We start from the raw sequence: 16696 nt of genomic DNA, 5'->3' as shown, positions 1-16696 counted from the left end.
CGCCTGCGCAGGCGCCGACCCCACGGCCGCGCTTCGCTCCCGGTGCGCGGGGTTAATGCGGCGCGCCACAACCCCCGGGGGGGGGGGGCGGGGCCTCCCCGGGCCCTCGCCAATGCACCGCGCTGCGCGCTCGCCGGGCATGGCCCGGTGCTACAGCCTCCCCAGCGCGCGACGGATTTCTTCCAGCGCGCCCGGGTCGTCCAGCGTCGACAGATCACCGGGATCGCGTTGCTCGGCCAGCGCCTGCAGCGAGCGACGCAGCAGCTTGCCCGATCGGGTCTTGGGCAACGCATTGACCACGTGCACATGTGCCGGCCGTGCGACAGCGCCCAGGGAGGCGGTCACCGTGGCCATCATCTCGGCCACCACCGGTGCCGGATCCTCGCCACCCAGGCTTTGCTTGAGGGTGACAAACACCAGCGGCACCTGCCCCTTCAGTTCGTCCTTGACCCCGATCACCGCCGCTTCGGCCACGCGCGGATGGCTGGAAATGGCTTCTTCGATCTCACGCGTTCCCAACCGGTGGCCGGCCACGTTGATCACATCGTCGGTGCGACCAAGAATGAAGGTGTAACCCTCGTCGTCGCGGATGGCCCAGTCCAGCGAGCTGTACAGCAGTTCCTTGAAGTGGCTGAAGTAGCTCTGCAGGAAACGGCCGTCGTCGTTCCACACCGTGCTCATGCAGCCCGGCGGCAGGGGCGGGGTCATCACCAGCACGCCCTTCTGGCCAGCCGCGACCTCCTCGCCGGTGTTCTCGTCGATCACCTTCATCCGGTAGCCGAGGTTCGGGAAGCCTGGCGAACCGAAACGTACCGGCTTCATGTCCAGGCCCGGCAGCAGGGTCAGTGCCGGCCAACCGGTTTCGGTCTGCCAGTAGTTGTCGATGATCGGCTTGCCCAGCGCGTCGCTGATCCAGTGCGCGGTCGGTTCGTCCAGCGGCTCACCGGCCAGGAACAGGTATTTCAGCGCATCCAGGTCGTGGCGATGGATGAAGTCCACATCGTGCTTCTTCAGCACGCGGATGGCGGTGGGCGAAGAGAACATCGTGCGCACGTTGTACTGCTCGCACAGTGCCCACCAGATGCCCGGATCGGGGTTGGTCGGCAGCCCTTCGTACAGCAGCGAGGTGCAGCCACCGATCAGCGGACCGTACACGTTGTAGGAGTGGCCCACGGCCCAGCCGACATCGGAGGTGGAGAACATCACCTGCCCCGGCTTGCAGTCGAACACGGTCTGCATCGACTGCGCCATCGCCACCGCATACCCGCCCACATCGCGCTGCACGCCTTTCGGCTTGCCGGTGGTGCCGGAGGTGTACAGCAGGTAGCTCGGCTCACTCGACTCCAGCCATTGCACAGGCACATCGGTTTGCCCGATCTGCGCACGCAGGGTGGCGTACTCGACATCACGCCCCTCGATGCGTGGCTCGGCCGGGTCCAACCCGCGCGAAACAATCAGCACATGTGGCGGCGGGTTGCCGGCTTCGGCACAAGCGGCATCCACCATCGCCTTGTAGGGAATCAGCTTGCCACCGCGCATGCCGGCATCGGCGGCGATCAGCAGCTTGGGCTTGGCATCATCGATGCGCAGCGCGAGGTTGTGTGCGGCAAAGCCACCGAACACCACCGAATGCACCGCACCGATACGTGCGCAGGCAAGCATGGCAAAAACCGCTTCGGCCATGTTCGGCATGTAGATCACCACGCGGTCGCCATGGCCGACGCCGAGGTGCTTCAGCACGGCGGCGAAGTCGTTCACTTCACGATACAGCTGGCGATAGGTGATCTCGCGGGTGCTGTTGGTTTCGGTGGAGATGGCGACCAGCGCAAGCTGGTCGGGGCGATCGGCCAGGTGGCGGTCGACGGCGTTGTAGCAGAGATTGGTTTCACCGCCGACGAACCAGCGCCGGAACGGCGGGTTGCTGTAGTCCAGCACCTGTTGCGGCGGCTTGTGCCAATGGATGCGCTTGGCCTCCTCGCCCCAGAACGCCTCCGGCTCGTCGATCGAGCGGCGGTAGGTTTCCTCGTAGTTCATGACGCAGCCCTCCCAGACAAAGTCATGGCTTCGAGGATAGTCCGGCGCTGGCGCGTGGGCCGCCCTACCTTGGTAGGGGGTGGGGGTTTGTTCTGCAGGGCTTGCAGCCCTGCACCTGCAGAATCAAAGTCAACGTCAAAAGCTGGGCTACTGAGGGATGGCGGGGCGGGTCCGGTTGCGGGGGACGCCGTGAATACGTCCCTGTAGGCTCGGTCGCCGCATCCATGCGGCTCACGCCCCTGCGCAGCCCACCCGGCCGTCCGCGGACAGTTTCCGTGCGCGTCCGCCACGGAAAATCAAAAAAAGAAAATCAAAATCAAAAGCCGATCGCTTCGCTCATATCCACGCATGGCGTGGATCTACCGCGCAGACATGGCGTGGGTGCATCGTGTCGACCAAGGTCGACAGCTACCAACAGCGAAGAAGCGCCGCGAACTGTCAGAGGTGGGGCGGTGTCGGGCGGCGGGGTATCCGCGGCATGGATGCCGCGGCTAAGCCTACAGGGACGTACTTGCGGCGTCCCCGCCGCCCGACACCGCCCCGCCAGGCATCAGTAAACCCACCGCTGCTTCTGCAGTTGATGTTGACGTGGCCTTCGCCTGCAGCGGGTCCCGGGCCGCAGGCCCGGGCAGAAAACCTTACCGGTCGTCGCGCAGTTCGCCACCCGGCAGGAACACCCACGTCCGCGTGACCTGCAGGATATCGATCTGATCGTCGCTGTCGGGCAACGGCGGGAACGGTTGTGCCAACCGGATCACCCGCAACGCGGCTTCATCCAGCAATGGCGTGCCGCTGGACTTCAGCACCCGGCTGCTTTCCACGCTGCCATCGCGGCGCACCCCCACGCTGATCACCACCTGGCCGCCCAGGCGACGCTGCCGCGCCTCGTCCGGGTAGTTCAGGTTGCCGACCTGCTCGGCGCGGTCCACCCACGCGCGCAGGTAATTGGCATAGGCATATTCGCGCGTGCTGGCGGAAACGAATTTCCGGTTCGGCCGCTTGGCGTACTGCGCCGAACGCAGGTGCACCTCCGCTGCCAGCCGCGCCATCTCGGCATCGCGCTGTTCGCGGGCGGTCAGCGGTGCATCGGGCGTCGGTTCCAGCGGGGTGGGACGCGACTGCGCCTGCGCGACGGTGTCCTCGCCATTGCGGCTGCTGACCACGCGCGCCTGCATGGGCGGCACCGGTGCTGCCGATTGCTGCTGCTGCGGCACCGGGCTGATGCCCGACTGGGCCTGCGGCACGATGCCGGCCTGGTTGTCGCGTGGACGCTGCGCGCGCTCGTGCTCGCCACCGCCTTCCTGGCTGGCGGCGGCCAGGAAGTCAGCCTGCTTCGGGGTCAGCGCGGTGCGGGTCTGGCTGAAGATCACTTCCAGGGTCGGCACCAGCGGCGCATCGCCTTTCACGGCAAAGCCAACCCCGAGGATGAGCAGGGCATGGACCAGTACCGACAAGGCGATGGTCGCACCCAGCCGCTGCGCTTCGCGCGGCGGCGGGGCGAGGACGGCAGGTGCGGCTTCCATCAGCGCAGATCGGCCTCGATCGCGTCGAACAGGGTGCCGGCGATGTTCAGGCCGTACTGGGCGTCCAGCTCGCGCACGCAGGTCGGGCTGGTGACGTTGACTTCGGTCAAGTAGTCGCCGATGACGTCCAGGCCGACGAAGCGCATGCCGCGACGCTTCATCTCCGGACCAACCTGGGCGGCGATCCAGCGGTCGCGCTCGCTCAGCGGGCGGCCTTCGCCGCGGCCGCCGGCAGCCAGGTTGCCGCGGAACTCATCGCCCTGCGGGATCCGCGCCAGGCAGTAGTCCACCGGTTCGCCATCCACCAGCAGGATGCGCTTGTCGCCGGCAGTGATGTCAGGGATGAACTTCTGCGCCAGCGCCAGCTTGCGGCCGCCGTCGGTCAGCGTTTCCAGGATCACGTTCAGGTTCGGATCGCCCTGGCCGCTGCGGAAGATCGAGCGGCCGCCCATGCCATCCAGCGGCTTCAGCACGGCCTGGCCATGCTCCAGCGCGAAGGCCTTCAGTGCCTTGGCATCGCGGCTGACCAGGGTCGGCGGGCAGCACTGCGGGAACAGCAGGGCGGCCAGCTTCTCGTTGTAGTCGCGCAGGCCCTGCGGATTGTTGACCACACAGGCGCCGGCCGCGGCGGCGACGTCCAGCACCTGGGTGTCATAGACGTATTCGGCATCGACCGGCGGATCCTTGCGCATCAGCACGACCTGGCCGGGGCCGAATTCGGTGCGGCTGAATGCGCCCAGTTCGTACCAGCCCGCCGGGTCGTCACGGACCTGCAGCGGCGCGGTCCAGGCCACCGCCACCCCGCCTTCCAGGGCCAGTCCGCCCGGGCGCACATAGTGCAGGGCATGGCCGCGGCGCTGGGCTTCCAGCAGCATGGCGAAGGTGGTGTCCTTGGCGATCTTGATGTGGGCGATGGGATCCATCACCACGATGACGTTCAACGGCATGGGCGCACCTTTCAGGCAAGGCGTTGATGGTAGCGGCAACGCCGGCCGCGCGCCTCCCCGGCAACGTGCAACGCAGCGTCTCCCTCCCCCGGGCGTGCCGGCCTGCGCAATGATTGCCAATCCGGTCACGTTCAGCCCAGCGCCACCCCCTGCGCCACGGACCGCCCTTGAAGCGGGCGCGGGAAGTGCGATATAGATACGCTTTCGCAGCGGCTCCCGCCAAAGATTGGGCCGTGCGCTTGGGGAATGGCAATGACTGAAAACACGACTGCGGGCGGGGAGCTCGCAGGACTCCGGGTGATGGTCATCGATGACTCGAAGACCATCCGCAGGACTGCGGAAACACTGCTGAAGCGCGAAGGCTGCGAAGTGGTGACCGCGACGGACGGTTTCGAGGCCCTGGCCAAGATCGCCGACCAGCAGCCACAGATCATCTTCGTCGACATCATGATGCCGCGCCTGGATGGCTACCAGACCTGCGCGCTGATCAAGGGAAACCAGCTGTTCAAGGCGACCCCGGTGATCATGCTGTCGTCCAAGGATGGTCTGTTCGACAAGGCGCGGGGGCGCATCGTCGGCTCGGAGCAATACCTGACCAAGCCATTCACGCGCGAAGAACTGCTGGGTGCCATCCGCACATACGTCAACGCCTGACCAGGGGGGAAAGGCAAAATGGCTCGTATCGTCCTGATCGAGGATTCACCGACCGACCGCGCGGTGTTCACCCAATGGCTGCGCCGTGCCGGCCATGAGGTGCTGGAAGCGGACAATGCCGAGGATGGCCTGCAGCTGGTCCGCGACCAGGTGCCGCAGCTGGTCCTGATGGACGTGGTGCTGCCGGGCATGAGTGGTTTCCAGGCGACCCGGGCGATGGCCCGCGACGCGGCGATCAAGCACATCCCGGTCATCATCGTCAGCACCAAGGCGATGGAAACCGACAAGGCCTGGGGGCTGCGCCAGGGGGCCGCCGATTACATCGTCAAGCCGCCGCGCGAAGACGAACTGATCGCGCGGATCAACGAGCTGGTGGCCTGATGCGCTCGCCCTTCGACATTCTTGAAGCCTACGAACGGCGCAGCCTGGCCCATGCCGTGCAGCTGCCCGGCCGGCAGTTCGCCCAGGACCTGTGGCGTGGTGTCGGTTTCCGCGTCGGCCAGCGCCGGCTGGTGTCCGATTTCCGCGAAGTGGTGGAAATCGTGCCGATGCCGCCGGTTACGCCTGTGCCGTGCGCGCAGCCGTGGCTGCTGGGCGTTGGCAACCTGCGCGGCAACCTGTTCCCGGTGGTCGACCTGAAGTACTTCCTGGAAGGTGCGCGCACCGTCCAGCAGGAAGGCCAGCGCGTGCTGATCATGCGTCAGGCCGGCGGTGACGTCGCCCTGACCATCGATGAACTGTACGGCCAGCGCAGCTTCGAGCTGACCCAGCAGATCGAGGCCGGGTCACTGGCCGAGGGCCGCTACGGGCACTTCGTCGATCGCGCCTTCCATGCCGATGGCAACGACTGGGGCGTGTTCTCGCTCTCGCTGCTGTCGCGTACCCCTGAATTCCGGCAAGCCGCGGCCTGAGGCCGGGCATCGCCCCCTGCATTGAAAATCGAGGTTGAACGATGAGTACTGCTTCGGATGCCACCAAGTCCGGCAAGCTGCGGCTGGGCGGCAGCAACCTCTGGCTGGGGCTGCTGGCGCTGTCGATGATCCTGTTCGGCGTCAACACCGGCGTGTCCACCTGGCAGGGCAGCCGCCTGGCCGATGCCGGTTCCAAGGCCGCCGATCTGCAGGTGCTGTCGCAGCAGCTGGCCAACCAGGGCCGTGATGCAGTGGGCGGCAACGCGCAGGCCTTCACCGCTTTCAAGGCCACCCGCAACGCGATCGAGCAGAACGTCTCGACCCTGCAGGGCCGCTACGGCAGCGAGCCGGGCGTGTCCACGTCGATTTCGACACTGGCTGACACCTGGACGCCACTGGGCAAGCAGGCCGGGCAACTGGTTGCCAGTGAACCGGCGGTGCTGGCCCTGGCCGGCAACGCGAACAACTTCTCCGGTGCAGTACCGGGCCTGCAGGCGCAGTTGAACGAACTGGTACGCGCGATGTCCGCCTCCGGCGCACCGTCGTCCCAGGTTTACAGCGCACTGCAGCAGGTGGTGGTCGCCGGCTCGATGGCGCGCCGTGTCACCGAAATGCGTGCCGGTGGTTCGGGTGCGGCGATGGCCGGTGATGCGCTGGCGCGCGACATCACCGTGTTCTCGCAGGTGCTCGATGCGCTGCGCAACGGCAACGAGGATCTGGGCATCACCGCCGTGCGCGGTGCCGCCGCCGTGGCCGCACTGGAGCAGTCGCAGCAGAAATGGGAGGCGATGAAGCAGGACGCCGACGCCATCCTGGCCAGCTCGCGCCAGTTGTTCGCCGCGCAGTCGGCGGCGACCGCACTGGGCCAGGGCTCGGCGAAGATGCTGACCGACAGCCGCAAGCTGTTTGAAGCCTTCTCCTCGTTCGGTTCGGTATCGGACACGCGCCTGTTCCCGAACTTCTGGATCGGCGTGGTATCCGGTGCGCTGTCGCTGATCGCGATCATCGGCTTTGTCTCCACCAACGTGCGCAGCCGCTCGCGCGAACAGGAACTGCGCTACCAGACCCAGGTGGAGTTCAACAGCCGCAACCAGCAGGCGATCATGCGGCTGCTGGACGAAATCAGCTCGCTCGGTGAAGGCGACCTGACGGTGAAGGCCTCGGTGACCGAGGACATGACCGGCGCCATCGCAGACGCTATCAACTACGCGGTGGACGAACTGCGCCACCTGGTGACCACCATCAACGACACCTCGGCCAAGGTTGCGCTGTCGACCCAGGAAACCCAGGCCACGGCGATGCAGCTGGCCGAAGCGGCTGGTCACCAGGCCAACCAGATCACCTCGGCGTCGGACCGGATCGGCGAAATCGCAGCGAGCATCGAACAGGTGTCGCGCAACTCGGCCGAATCGGCCGACGTGGCACAGCGCTCGGTGGTGATCGCCGCCGAGGGTGCCGGCGTGGTGCGCGAGACCATCCAGGGCATGGACCAGATCCGCGACCAGATCCAGGAAACCTCCAAGCGCATCAAGCGCCTGGGTGAATCCTCGCAGGAGATCGGTTCGATCGTGGAACTGATCAACGACATTTCCGAGCAGACCAACATCCTGGCGCTGAACGCCGCCGTGCAGGCGGCCTCCGCAGGTGAAGCCGGCCGCGGTTTCGCGGTCGTGGCCGACGAAGTGCAGCGACTGGCAGAACGTACCTCCGGTGCGACCCGACGCATCGAAAACCTGGTGCAGGCCATTCAGGCCGATACCAACGAAGCGGTGACCTCGATGGAACAGACCACCGCCGAAGTGGTGTCCGGTGCGCGCCTGGCCGAAGACGCCGGCACCGCACTGACCGAGATCGAACGCGTGTCCAATGCACTGAATACGCTCATCAAGAACATCTCCATCGCCGCCCAGCAGCAGTCGTCGGCAGCGTCGGACATCACCCGCACGATGGGCGTGATCCGCCAGATCACCGGCCAGACCTCGCAGGGTGCCGGGCAGACCGCCGAGTCGATCGGCCACCTCGCGCAGCTGGCGGCCGACCTGCGCCGTTCGGTCGCCGACTTCAAGCTGCCGGCGTGACGCGGGCAGGGCGGCGAGCAAGGAACCAGTCGATGAAGCATTTCCATTCCCCACGCCAGGACCCGCGCGCCAGCCGCGCGGCGGCGACCGGAGCGCATCCATGAGCAGCCTGCGCGATGCGATGAGCCACGCGGCCCTGGGCTGGGTCAAGCCCGAGCTGGACGAGACCCTGCGCCTGGTGCGCAACGAGGTCGAGTACTTCGCCGAAGATCCGGGCGACAGCAGCCGCATGCGCATCTGCGCCGGCTACCTGCACCAGGTGCAGGGCACGCTGCGCATGGTCGAGCTGTATGCGCCGGCGATGGTGGCCGAAGAGCTGGAGCAGCTGGCCGTTGCCGTTGGCCGGGGCGAAGTGGCTGAACGCGATGAAGCCTGCGCCACGCTGATGCGTGGCAGCGTGCTGCTGCCCGATTACCTGGAACGTCTGCAGAACGGGCACCGTGACATCCCGATCGTGCTGCAGCCGCTGCTCAACGAGATCCGTGCCGCGCGCGGCGAAGCGCTGATCAACGACAGCGTGTTGTTTGCCTTCGCCCCGGATTCGGTGACCGCTACCGAAGCGGAGCTGGACCATGCACGCGGCAGCCTCAGCGGCCGCAACCGCGAACTGCTGGATACCGTCGGCAATGCGGTCAAGGAAGAACTGCTGCAGGTCAAGGATGCCCTGGACCTGCACCTGCGCACCGATGGCAGCCCGCAGCAGCTGCAGGAGCAGGTGACCAAGCTTGGCTCGGTGGCCGACACGCTGGGCATGCTGGGCCTGGGCGCTGCCCGTGGCGTGGTGGAGCAGCAGCGCGATGCACTGCGCGGCGTGGTCGAGGGCCATCAGCAGATCGACGAGGACATGCTGCTGGATATCGCCGGCGCGCTGCTCTACGTCGATGCATCGCTGGACGACCAGGTTGCCCATCTGGGCGCCAGTGGCAGCGGCGCGGACGATCCCAGCGCAGTGGAGAACCGGCGCACCGTGGAAGTGCTGGCGCACGAGGCCATCGCCAATTTCGCCGCCGCCCGCGAACACTTCGTTGCCTTCATCGAAACCAGCTGGAACCACGCTGAGCTGCAGGACGTGCCGCGCCTGCTGGGCGATGTCGCCGGTGCGCTGCGCATGCTCGACCTGCGCACCGCCGCCGATTACCTGCGTGGCGTGCAGCAGTACATCGAAGCCGAGCTGATCGGTCGCCAACGCGTGCCCAGCGGACGCCAGCTGGACACCCTGGCCGACGCCATGGCCAGCCTGGAGTACTACCTGGAAGCCCTGCGTGATCGTCGCCCGGGGCGCGAGGACATCCTCGACATCACCCGCAGCAGCCTGGAAGCCCTGCGCTACTGGCCGCTGCCTGCGCACGGCAGTGCCGATGCCATGCCCGAGCCGCCGCAGGCGGTCATCCGTGAAACCGTGGCGCCGGTGGCCGTGCCGCTGCAGATCGAGCCGCTGGAGCCGGTCGTGCAGGTGGCCGCACCCGCACCGGGTGACGTGCCCGCGCCGTTGCCGGACTTCACCTTTGATCCGCTGCCGGAGGCCCCGGCGGCCGACAACGGCCTGATGTTCGCCTCGCTCAGCGAGCCGCCGGTGGTTGCCGACCCGCATGCCTCCCCGGTGCCGCTGCTGTTTGCAGCCTCGAGCGCGCCTGCACCTGAGGTGCCGCAGTGGGAACTGGGTGGTTTTGACACGCCGGCGCACACGCAGGACGTGGCCGACGACGAACGTGCACCGACCTTCAGCAGTTTTGACCCGGTCAGTTTTGATCCGGTGAGCGCCGAGCAGTCCACTACCGCCTCCTGGACGCTGTCCGATGCCGCGGTGCTGGATGTCGATGACAGCGATGCAACCGGCAGCGTGCTCGGGGACGGCGTAGTGGTCGACGCGTCACCGGACGAAGCGGTGTTTGCCGCGCCGCTGGATACGGTTGCTTCACCGGTGTTCGATCCGGTCGTTGCCGAGCAGGACGGCCAGGCGCCGCTGACCGACGATGTGGTGTTCCGTTTCGACAGCAGCCTGCTGGACAACGCCGACGACGTGCTGTCGTTGCACGCGATGGAAACCCTCACGCTGGACGATGCGCATGAATCGGGCGCGGCGTTGGAGTTCGTCGACGAGGTTGGACCGGCATCGGCTGACGACGGCCTGGTTGTGACCGACGTCGAAGTCGCTGCCGACACCGACGTGGCCGCCACCGAGCTGCCCGTAAGCGAGGTCGATGCGGGCCAGGCTGCAGAGCCGGCCATCGCCCTGGTCGATGTCGATACCATCACCCCGATCGATTTCAGCGAGGCCGATGCACAGTTCTTCGCCGAGCTGAATGCCGCTGCCGCCGACTTCAATCCGCACGCGGTGGCCGCTGCCGCTGCGTCTGCCACAGAGGCGGCGCCTACCGCGCTGGCCGCGGCCGAAGCCGGGTTCGATGCGGGTTTCGACGACGATGCCGAGAACATCGACCAGGATATCCGCGAGGTGTTCCTGGAAGAGTTCGACGACGAGCTGGGCAATCTGGGGACGTTGCTGCCGGCATGGCGCCAGCAGCCGGACAACATGGACCGGCTGCGGCCGATCCGGCGCATCTTCCACACGCTGAAGGGAAGTGGCCGACTGGTCGGCGCGCGTACCCTCGGCGAGTTCTCGTGGAAGATCGAGAGCATGCTCAACCGCGTGCTGGACGGCACCCGTGCCGCCACGCCGGCGGTGCTGGCGATGGTCGACCACGCGTATGCCGCGTTGCCACAGTTGAACGCAGCGCTGCGCGATGGACAACGCGTGAGCGTGGACCTGCAGGCGATGCAGGCCATCGCCGACCGCGTGGGCGCTGGTGAAGAGACCTTCTACGTCGCGCTGCCCGGTGCGGCGGCAACGACTGCAGCGCCAGTCGATCCGGTTGAGCCGCTGGACAGCCCTGCACCGCAGGTGGATGGCGCGGCGGAGGCGGCTGCAGAGGCAGCCGGCACCCCGGCCAACATCGACAGCGTATTGCGCGAGATCCTGGAAGCCGAGGTGGAGCTGCACCAGGCCACCCTGCAGGGCTGGTTGCGCTCGGCGCAGCAGGCACCGCAGCCGGTCAGCGACGCGCTGCTGCGCGCGGTGCACACCATGAACGGCGCCTTCGCGATGACCGAAGTGCCGGAGATCACCGCCGTTACCGGCGGTGCCGAGTCGTACATCAAGCGTGCGCTCGCTGCGGAAGTGGTGCCCGGTGACGAGGCCGTGGCGGCACTGGACCAGACCGCGCAAGCGATCAACGCGACGATGGACGCGCTGCAGGCCGAGCAGCCGCGCATCGCACCGCAGGCGGAACTGGCCGAGCGGCTGCAGGCGCTGGCCGGCCAATTGCCGGAAGCACGCTGGCCGATGGTCGGGATGGACATCGAAGACGAAGAAGACGAACAGGACCTGGAGGCGCAGGATGCCGAGGCAGGCACCGATGCCAGCACCGGGTTCGCGGGCGTCGACGGCGACGCGATCGAGGTCCTGCTGCCCGAGCCCGAGGCGCATCTGCCGCAGGCGGGCAGCGAAGCGTCGGTGAGCGAGGCGGGGCTGGAATCTGCCGAGTTGACCGGCAGCGATGATCTGTCGCGCTACTTCGATGCCGGCTGGCCTTCGATGGCGGAATCCGCGGGTGTGGACGCCACGGTCGAGGTCGCTGCCGCCCCCGCTATCGGGGAGAGCGAGACGGCGCCAGCGCTGGCGGAAACCGACGATGCTGCGTTGACCGCAGTGGATGACCTGTCTCCGTACCTGGATGCCAGTGCGCTGCCGGTCGATGACCGCGATGCGGACGATGTTGTCCTGACTGATGATGTCGCAATCGACCTGGACGCGCCGCTGCATGAAGGCGTCGAAGCGCCCATCGTGGATGACCCTGCTGCACTGCCGCTCGACAGCGGGCTGTCCAGCCTGCAGGATGAAATGGCTGTGCCGGGCTTCGCAGAACCGGTCACGCTGGAGGCCGCGCTCGAAGCCGGCCTGCACGTGATCGACGAGGAGCAGGCGCAGGACGAAGACGGGCAGTGGCCCGTGCTCGGCCTGCAGGCCAGCGAACTCGCGCCGGGCGAGGCGGAAGCCTTCGCCGAGGATGCGGACGTCGGCGGGGAGGCGGCGATTGGTGAAGGAGAGAGCGCCAATCAGCCGTCCCCGGCGACGGTGGAAGACACTGCATCCGCAGAGGCGGAGCAGGACGCCGCTTCGCCTTCGCGTTTCTTCGAACTGGAAGATGCACCGGGCCAGGGCACCGCTGCCGATGCCGGCTTGATCGTGGTTCCGGTCGCGGCTGTGGCTGCGACAGCTGAAACCGAGCCGGGTGGATTCACCATCGAGGAGGCTGAAGGCAGCGAGCGCGCTGCATCGGCCGACGTGGCACCGGCGCAGCCACAGGCCGAACCCGAACCCGAAGACAGCGCAGACCTGCTCGATTTCAGTGTGTACGACCGCGAGCTGGTCGACATCTTCGTCGAGGAAGGCAAGGATCTGCTGGACCATTGCGATGGGCTGATCAGCGAACTGCGCGAAGCACCGCAGGACCGGGATGCCCTGGCTGGCCTGCAGCGCGATCTGCACACGCTGAAGGGCGGTGCGCGCATGGCCGGCATCAATGCCATCGGCGACCTCGGCCACGGCATCGAATCGTTGCTGGAAGCCGTGGCCGGCGGCCGCACCGAAATCGAACGCCGCGACGTTCAGTTGCTGGAACGGGGGTTCGACCGTCTGCACCAGATGCTGACCCGCACCGGCCAGCACCGCGTCGTCGAGCCCGCGCAGGATCTGCTGGAGGCATTCGAACGCCGCACCACCACCGATATCGCCGCGGCGGCTGCAGCCAGCGCCGTCATCGCTGCCGAACGCGCGCCGGAGACGGCGCCGGTGCTGGCCGTGGTCGATGCGCCGCTGTCGGCGCCGCTGCCGGTGGAAGGCGCAACCGAGGAAGATCCGCTGGCGCGTCCGCAGCAGGAACAGGTGCGTGTGCGTGCCGACCTGCTCGACCGCCTGGTCAACCATGCCGGTGAAGTGGCGATCTACCGCTCGCGCCTGGAACAGCAGCTTGGCGCCTTCCGCGGTGCCATGGGTGAGCTGGAACGTACCAACGCGCGACTGCGCGACCAGCTGCGTCGTCTTGACCTGGAAACCGAAGCGCAGATCGTTGCCCGTTACCAGCGTGAGCAGGACCAGGCCGACCAGAAGTTCGATCCGCTGGAACTGGACCGCTTCTCCACCCTGCAGCAGCTCAGCCGCGCGCTGAACGAGTCCGCGGCCGATCTGGGCGGCCTGCAGGGCGTGCTCGATGATCTGTCGCGACAGTACGATTCGTTGCTGCAGCAGCAGTCGCGTGTCAGCTCGGAACTGCAGGATGGCCTGATGCGTGCGCGCATGGTGCCCTTCGATGGTCTGGTGCCGCGCCTGCGCCGCGTGGTCCGCCAGGCCGGCATGGATACCGGAAAGCAGGTCCACCTGACCCTGGAGGGCACCCACGGCGAACTCGACCGCAACGTGCTCGACCGCATGGTCGCGCCGCTGGAGCACATGCTGCGCAACTCGGTTGCCCATGGCCTGGAAGCACCCGAACAGCGGCGTGCGGCCGGCAAGCCGGAGGAAGGCGAAATCGCCATCCGCCTGCACCGCGAAGGCTCGGAAATCGTGCTGGAAGTGGCCGATGACGGCGCCGGCCTGGATCGCGAAGCGATCCGCCGTCGTGCCGTCGACCGCGGCCTGCTGGGCGCCGATGCGCAGCCGAGCGAACAGGATCTGGACAACCTGATCTTCGCCTCCGGCTTCTCCACCGCCGATCAGGTCAGCCAGCTGGCCGGGCGTGGCGTGGGCATGGACGTGGTGGGCAATGAAGTGCGCCAGCTGGGTGGCTCGGTCGACATCCAGTCGGTCCGTGGCCAGGGCGTGCGCTTCACCCTGCGCCTGCCGCAGACGCTGGCGGTCACCCAGGCGGTGTTCGTGCAGATCGGTGAAACCACCTTCGCGGTGCCGGTGGCATCGGTCAGTGGTATCGGCCGGCTGTCGCACGAGCGCTTCGAAGCGGCCGACAGCAGCTACCGCTACGGCGGCGAAGAGTATCCGCTGTATGACCTCGGCAGCCTGGTCGGCCAGGCGCCTGCACGCGCCGACGGGCAGGCGCAGGTGCCGCTGCTGCTGGTCCGCGCCGGTGACCTGCGCGCTGCGGTGGCGATCGACCAGGTGCTGGGCAACCGCGAAGTGGTGGTCAAGCCGGTCGGCCTGCAGATCGCCTCGGTACCGGGCATCTACGGCGCCACCATCACCGGCGATGGCCGTGTGGTGGTGATCCTGGACGTGGCACCGCTGGTGCGTCGTTTCCTGGCCAATCCGACGGCGCCGGTGCTGGTCAATGCGCCGCGCCAGGAACGGCAGGTGCCGCTGGTGATGGTGGTCGACGATTCGCTGACCATGCGCAAGGTCACCGGACGCATCCTGGAACGCCACAACTTCGAAGTCAGCGTCGCCCGCGATGGTGTCGAAGCGCTGGAACAGCTGGAAGAGCGCGTGCCCGACCTGATGCTGCTGGACATCGAAATGCCGCGCATGGATGGCTACGAACTGGCCATCGCGATGCGTGCCGATGCACGCTACAAGGACGTGCCGATCGTGATGATCACCTCGCGCAGCGGCGACAAGCACCGCCAGCGCGCCTTCGAAATCGGTGTGCAGCGTTACCTGGGCAAGCCGTACCAGGAGCTGGACCTGATGCGCAACGTGTACGACTTGCTGGGGATTGCCCGTGTCCGTGAGTGACCTCGATACGGTTCCGGCCGTAGCCCTGCTGGCCCGTCCCGGCGCAGCGCGTGAGCGCCTGCGCGAGGCGCTGGCCCATGCCGACGTGCAGATCGTGCTGGAAGACGACCCGCTCACGCTGGAACCGCAGGTGTTGCGCGATGCCTGCCCCCGCTTCGTGGTGATCGCGCTGGAAGCGGCAATCGAAGAGGCCCTGGAGCGGCTGGAACCGGCGCTGTCCGACCCCGGCCTGACCCTGGTGTTCGACGAGGCCGAACTGGCTGCACGCCGCGATGGCTGGGAGGCGCAGCGCTGGGGACGTCATCTTGCCGCCAAGCTGCACGGCCACCAGCGGGTATTGCCACCCGGCGCCGAGGACGAACCCAGCCTGCAGCTGGAACCGGGCCGCCCGTCGGCACCGCCGATGCCGCGCGAGGCCGCCCTGCAACCGCATCTGGAACAGGCGCGTTCGTGGGCCGACGAGGTGCCTGCCGATGGCCTGTATTCGCCGCCGGCACAGCTGCATGAACCGGTGCCGCTGGAGCAGGCACTGGCCGCGCTGCAACCGGTGTTGCCGGAAGCGCCCTTGCCCGTGGAAGCAGCACCTGCGCCGGACGCCGCAGCGCAGGCGCCGTCGGCGGTGTTCAATGACCACACCGCCTGGTCGCTGGTCGATGATGCAGGCAACGCGCCGCAGGCCGCGCCCGGGGCGGCAGCTGCCGCCGGGGCCGCGCCGGAGCCGGCATTCGATACCGCACACCTTTCGCTGGTCGACCTGGATGCGGCGATGCCCGCCGGCGCACGCGTCGGTGCGTTGCTGGTGCTTGCCGGCATCGGCGGCCCGGACGCCCTGCGTCGACTGCTGGGGGCACTGCCCACCGGGCTGGCCGTGCCGGTGCTGGTGCACATGCGATTGGACGGTGGCCGCTACGGCAACCTGGTCAAGCAGATGGCGCGCGTATCGCCGCTGCCGGTGCAGCTGGCCGAGGCTGGGCAGCGTGCCAGCGCTGGCCAGGTGCATGTGCTGGCCGATGACATCGGGGTGCGTGCGGCCGCTGATGGTCTGCACTTCCAGACCGATGCACAGGGCATCTCGATTGCGGCGTTGTCCGCCGAGCACAGCGCGCTGGTGTTGCTCAGCGGCGCCGATCTGGCCCATGTCGGCCCGGCGCTGGACCTTGCCGCCGCAGGTGCGTGGGTGGCCGGGCAGGTGGGCGAGGGCTGCTACGACCCGGCTGCGGCAACCGCCGTCGTCGCTGCCGGCATGGTGGCCGGTGAACCGCAGGAGCTGGCGCAGGTCATTGCCGCGCGCTGGGGCCTGGATGACGATGACGGAGATGCAGCATGAGCTACGCCAGCAATGATGAGATCCGCGGCGTCCTGATCTCGGCCGGTGCCGAACGGGTGCTGCTGCCCAATGCGACCGTGGCCGAAATGATGTCGCGCGTGCCGGTGCAGACAGTTGCCGATGCGCCGCGCTGGCTGGTCGGAGAGATTGCCTGGCACGGCTGGCAGGTACCGCTGGTGTCGTTCGCCCGCCTTTCCGGCCTGGGCGAAGAAGCGGTGGCCGGGCACAACAAGGTCGTGGTGTTGAAGAGCCTCAACGGCAATGCCGAACGACCGTACTACGCGCTGCTGACGCAGAGTTTCCCGCAGTTGATCTCGGTGCCGCGCGATGGCCTGTTGGCCGACGCCTCGGAGGAAACCTTGCCGGACATCGTGCACATGCGCGTGCTGCTGGGCGAGCAGAGCGCGTTGTTGCCGAATCTGGATGCACTGGAAGCCGCGCTGGATTCGCTGGCCGCCTGACCCGTCGCACGCACGA

General features: G+C 67.5%; 9 protein-coding genes and 2 pseudogenes. 8 read left to right on the top strand and 3 right to left on the bottom strand.

Features of this window, described 5'->3' with window-relative positions:
- Positions 1–150: 150 nt before the first annotated feature.
- The 3 genes from prpE to gshB form a co-directional block, all read right to left on the bottom strand.
- On the bottom strand, positions 151–2034 hold the full coding sequence (gene prpE, locus ACVOLJ_RS18165; protein ID WP_475281293.1) for a propionate--CoA ligase: 1884 nt from the start codon (positions 2032–2034) through the stop codon (positions 151–153).
- Between the two features lie 638 nt (positions 2035–2672).
- Complete coding sequence (locus ACVOLJ_RS18160) at positions 2673–3557, bottom strand: TonB family protein (protein ID WP_475280045.1); 885 nt, start codon at positions 3555–3557, stop codon at positions 2673–2675.
- Positions 3557–4504 carry a glutathione synthase gene (gshB, locus tag ACVOLJ_RS18155; protein WP_236512471.1) on the bottom strand — a complete coding sequence of 316 codons (948 nt, stop codon included), beginning with the start codon at positions 4502–4504 and terminating at the stop codon, positions 3557–3559. Before gshB ends, ACVOLJ_RS18160 begins: the two co-directional genes overlap by 1 nt.
- Before the next feature lie 252 nt (positions 4505–4756).
- Here gshB and pilG point away from each other — a divergent pair, with 252 nt between their 5' ends.
- From pilG to ACVOLJ_RS18115, 8 genes and pseudogenes are all read left to right on the top strand, one after another.
- The gene (gene pilG / locus ACVOLJ_RS18150; protein ID WP_005418455.1) at positions 4757–5158 is read left to right on the top strand and encodes a twitching motility response regulator PilG; all 402 of its coding nucleotides are present in this window, start codon (positions 4757–4759) and stop codon (positions 5156–5158) included.
- Positions 5159–5176: 18 nt separating this feature from the next.
- Positions 5177–5539: a response regulator gene (locus tag ACVOLJ_RS18145; RefSeq protein ID WP_005410717.1), complete on the top strand. Its 363-nt coding sequence runs from the start codon at positions 5177–5179 to the stop codon at positions 5537–5539.
- Positions 5539–6069 (top strand): chemotaxis protein CheW, encoded by a 531-nt coding sequence (locus ACVOLJ_RS18140; RefSeq protein WP_475280044.1) that lies wholly within the window; start codon positions 5539–5541, stop codon positions 6067–6069. Before ACVOLJ_RS18145 ends, ACVOLJ_RS18140 begins: the two co-directional genes overlap by 1 nt.
- A gap of 41 nt (positions 6070–6110) precedes the next feature.
- A complete protein-coding gene (locus tag ACVOLJ_RS18135) occupies positions 6111–8147 on the top strand; it encodes a methyl-accepting chemotaxis protein (protein WP_475280043.1) in 2037 nt (678 codons plus the stop codon).
- Positions 8148–8247: 100 nt separating this feature from the next.
- Positions 8248–8922 (top strand): annotated as a pseudogene (locus tag ACVOLJ_RS18130) (Hpt domain-containing protein); the annotation flags it as partial.
- A 1143-nt stretch (positions 8923–10065) separates the two neighbouring features.
- Positions 10066–14892 (top strand): annotated as a pseudogene (locus ACVOLJ_RS18125) (hybrid sensor histidine kinase/response regulator); the annotation flags it as partial.
- Complete coding sequence (locus ACVOLJ_RS18120) at positions 14879–16219, top strand: chemotaxis protein CheB (RefSeq protein ID WP_481564763.1); 1341 nt, start codon at positions 14879–14881, stop codon at positions 16217–16219. The pseudogene ACVOLJ_RS18125 and the gene ACVOLJ_RS18120, both read left to right, overlap by 14 nt.
- Entirely contained in the window at positions 16216–16680 is a 465-nt protein-coding gene (locus ACVOLJ_RS18115) for a chemotaxis protein CheW (RefSeq protein ID WP_481564762.1), read from the top strand. Before ACVOLJ_RS18120 ends, ACVOLJ_RS18115 begins: the two co-directional genes overlap by 4 nt.
- Positions 16681–16696 lie beyond the last annotated feature (16 nt).

It is taken from the genome of Stenotrophomonas sp. STEN046 (assembly GCF_056759755.1).
This window is presented reverse-complemented; position numbering and strand designations above follow the sequence as displayed.

Coding starts and splice junctions, on each gene's coding strand:
- prpE (WP_475281293.1), bottom strand. CDS start 2,034: ATGAACTACGAGGAAACCTACCGCCGCTCGATCGACGAGCCGGAGGCG.
- gshB (WP_236512471.1), bottom strand. CDS start 4,504: ATGCCGTTGAACGTCATCGTGGTGATGGATCCCATCGCCCACATCAAG.
- pilG (WP_005418455.1), top strand. CDS start 4,757: ATGACTGAAAACACGACTGCGGGCGGGGAGCTCGCAGGACTCCGGGTG.
- ACVOLJ_RS18160 (WP_475280045.1), bottom strand. CDS start 3,557: ATGGAAGCCGCACCTGCCGTCCTCGCCCCGCCGCCGCGCGAAGCGCAG.
- ACVOLJ_RS18145 (WP_005410717.1), top strand. CDS start 5,177: ATGGCTCGTATCGTCCTGATCGAGGATTCACCGACCGACCGCGCGGTG.
- ACVOLJ_RS18115 (WP_481564762.1), top strand. CDS start 16,216: ATGAGCTACGCCAGCAATGATGAGATCCGCGGCGTCCTGATCTCGGCC.
- ACVOLJ_RS18135 (WP_475280043.1), top strand. CDS start 6,111: ATGAGTACTGCTTCGGATGCCACCAAGTCCGGCAAGCTGCGGCTGGGC.
- ACVOLJ_RS18140 (WP_475280044.1), top strand. CDS start 5,539: ATGCGCTCGCCCTTCGACATTCTTGAAGCCTACGAACGGCGCAGCCTG.